The organism is Methylomagnum sp. (genome assembly GCF_054333355.1).
In genome coordinates this window covers 1-3081 of sequence record NZ_JBTEKS010000473.1, presented here as the reverse complement: position 1 = coordinate 3081, position 3081 = coordinate 1, and the positions used below count along the sequence as shown (strand labels likewise).

The 3081-nt window shown below is 58.1% G+C and carries 2 protein-coding genes and 1 pseudogene; 2 read left to right on the top strand and 1 reads right to left on the bottom strand.

The genetic code is table 11. From position 1 onward, the window contains the following. Together ACXWUF_RS21265 and ACXWUF_RS21260 are read left to right on the top strand one after the other, a co-directional pair. Positions 1–351, top strand: a pseudogene (locus tag ACXWUF_RS21265) (hypothetical protein); the annotation flags it as partial. A gap of 839 nt (positions 352–1190) precedes the next feature. Further along, positions 1191–1721, top strand: coding sequence for a roadblock/LC7 domain-containing protein (locus ACXWUF_RS21260; RefSeq protein ID WP_458496542.1), 531 nt, complete (start codon positions 1191–1193; stop codon positions 1719–1721). Positions 1722–1999: 278 nt separating this feature from the next. On the opposite strand, the gene ACXWUF_RS21255 is transcribed toward ACXWUF_RS21260, so the two are convergent. After that, positions 2000–2626 (bottom strand): hypothetical protein, encoded by a 627-nt coding sequence (locus ACXWUF_RS21255; RefSeq protein WP_458496541.1) that lies wholly within the window; start codon positions 2624–2626, stop codon positions 2000–2002. Between the last annotated feature and the right edge of the window lie 455 nt (positions 2627–3081).

Here is a 3081-nt window from a genome sequence, read left to right as displayed (position 1 = left end):
GGCATCCAAGGTCCGGCGCAATTCGCTCTCAAGATCGACCGCGTCCTGTCCGACGAGCCGGTCAAGGACAAGGCCGCCAAGGACGCCACCGGGCCGGACGCCAAAATCCGCCGGGGCAAAACCACTAGGGCTAAGCCACTGGCGGTCGATAGCGTGTTGCTGCGGGCGGAACGACAGATCAAGCGGAAGAACGGCGCGGGTTCCGGCAACGGGCGGGTGTACTCGGTGGGCTTTACGGTTAGCGTGGCGGGGCAGACTTGCAGCGGCTCGGTCAAGGTGGCCGTGCCCGCGTCCGTCGGTTTGACGGCGGTGGACGACGGCCAGAAATACGAGGCCACTGGTAGCAAGTGAAAGCTTAGGTTCTGTTGACGTAAGGCTCTGTTGGCATAGAGGAAAATAGCGTTTTGAAACAGATGGTTAGCCGCGGCCCATAAAAAACGTAAGTCAGGGTAGGGCGGATCAGCGGAGCGCATCCGACGCCTTGGTTGGGTGGATGCGCTTCGCTTATCCACCCTACGTCACTAATTAGGTTAAGTTAAGCGGTTTGTGATTTTAACTTGGGTGATTTCCGAAAAAGAGCTTACCCATTAACCCCCACCCCCCTTATCAGGGGGGCTTTTTCTCCCTCCCTTGATAAGGGGAGGGCCGGGGAGGGGGTTTTGCGGGTGTCCGAGTTGGGTGTGTTCATTCCAGGAAACCGCTTTAATGGCAGTGCGGTTTGGACCGGGAGGCGCATTCCGCCCAAAACCCACGCATAACATACTCCTATGCCATGGGTGACGGGATACTCTTGAAATACGTATGGTATTTGACGTATCCATGGCGCATTTAAAGGGATGGCTTGATCAAATCGAGAGCGCCTGTGTTTCCCATCCAAGTGCGAATGCGGCGGCACATACGTAATTCTACTAATTCTCAAGCTTGATAAATCCTTGAATTCTTAACCCCATGAAACACTGTCGTCTCGCATCACACGCGGCGAGATGAAGGCGGTGAATCCAGGCCAAAAGGTCGCCATCATGGATAGCGAAATATCATTTTCCTGTTGAGCGCACTATTGGGCACAGGGATTGCCTGTTCAATAGTTGGCATTGTTTTGTCACTCGGGTTATCCGTGTCGGATTCCTTGTCATTAAGCGAACAAGCTCGGTTGATATAGCCGGGTCTTTGGATCATGGGGAGAAAATCATATGTTCAATTCAATCCTGACCGGGCTGAATAACTCGTCGAGAGATATTCTGGCCTCAGGCGTGCTTCTTTCGGATGGGTTTCCTGTGGCGACTTTCCCGCCGCTTAGCTTCAACGCGGATATTATCGGGGGAATAAGCGCGGCCTTGATGCACTATGGCCGTTTGGCCGCCACCGAAATGCTGGGCGGCGGTCCCGATTGGGTGTGCGTCAAAAGCTCGGAGGGTGGCTTGCTGATTGCCAGGGCGGGCGTGGACAAGCTACTGGTGGCCCGGATTGGGCCAAGCGCGGACACGATGCCGATCATTCCAGAGTTTGAACGGGCGGCGGATCGAGTCCGTGCGCTTGGCGTGTCCGATGGGAAGGCTTACGCCCGGAATCTTAAGGCGGCTTCGGCCGGGGATGCGCAAGCGTCGGCCTCGCCATGGCGTGCCGGGTTGGCGGCCGAGCTGGATCATCGCAGGGCGCTGAGGGGGGGTGCCATCGCCGCCCTGTTGGCGGCGCGGTGTGATCGACCGAATCTCGACAAATAGAGGCTGGTTTAGCCCCGCCGCCGCATCCCTGGATAACCGGGGGTATCGCTGCGCCCAACCCCGGCTAATCGCTGGCAACCCTCCGGGTTGCAACTCGGGAAGTTATTTCCGGCCAAATCCTAAGCCGCCGTAAGGTGGCGTGCAGGAAGAACGCGCGCTGGTCGGGGATGGGGGAATGGAGGGGTGCGAATCATCGCGGGCCGATGGCGGTGGATTTCCACGGCCATCGGTGGTGGTTTTCGCGCTTGCCGGGGGTTATGGCCTCTGGACGCTGGGCTTTAAGCCGTCCGACGGCTGGGCGCGCTACGCCATGCGGCCAGACCTGCCAGGATCAGCAGCGGGGTGGCGGGCGCGGGCACGGGGCTGCCACTGCCCGGCGCGTCCAAGACCCAGTTGCCCGCTGATGCTATCGAGCCTTGACCGCTGAGGATGATGGCGCTGACATCATTGAAGTAGGCACCGTCGGTGGAGCCTCCGCCCAATTGCCAAGCGCCGTTGGTGAGATTGGGATCATTGGTCGCGAAGTTGACCGTGATATTCGAGTCAGCCCACAGCGTGAATATCGAGGTCAATGCGCCGGCACCGTCGGTCATGAAATCGCCGGTTCCAGAGTCCAACCCGCCGTCGAATGGCGAGGTGAATGTCGTCACCAGCGTGCCATTATCAAAATCGAACTTGAGCGAGGTCAGGTCGCTGCTCGTCCAGGTCTGGCTGCTGGCGCTTGAGCCACCGTTATCCAAGGTAATAGTGATTTTTACGGCGTCGCCCGCGAGGATGTCTGGAACGGTGCCGGGATCGGACACCGTGTCGTTGTATACAAAACTGAATGGAGCGGCATGCGCGGCTGGCGCGGCGAATGCCAGCAGCACGAGGGGGGCCAAGCGTGACAGGGTGTGCTTTAGCATGGGGTACTCCAGAGGTATGAGTTGTTATATGAAGATGCCACTCATTGTTAATTGGGTGGTAATTCAAGATAACCAGCGATTCTAGGTACGTCAATCCATTTGCTATAAAGTCTATAAAATGATGCGTCTCTGTGATGTTTAAACGGGTTGACGCTCTTGTTTACACCATTGGTTTTCGCAAGGCACCCCGTCGCCATCCCCGTCTATTTTGATATCGCCGGGGCATTGGCGTGGGCGGAAGGCGGCTGGGACGGGGCGGCATATAATGTCCCGGCCCGCCCTTGCCATTCTCCGAGGAATTATGCCCGATTCCGCCCCTTCATCATTACAGCCTGCCCGGTTGATCCGGCGCTTCGGTTTATTTTTGTGCCTGTCGCTCACCGCCTGCGGCACCCCGCCCAACAACCCCTACCCGGCGGACGTGGGCCGACTCGGTTTTCAAAACCGAGTCGGCC

Bases quoted from the DNA above. Each gene is read 5' to 3' on its own strand.
- ACXWUF_RS21260 (WP_458496542.1), top strand. From the start codon at position 1,191: ATGTTCAATTCAATCCTGACCGGGCTGAATAACTCGTCGAGAGATATT.
- ACXWUF_RS21255 (WP_458496541.1), bottom strand. From the start codon at position 2,626: ATGCTAAAGCACACCCTGTCACGCTTGGCCCCCCTCGTGCTGCTGGCA.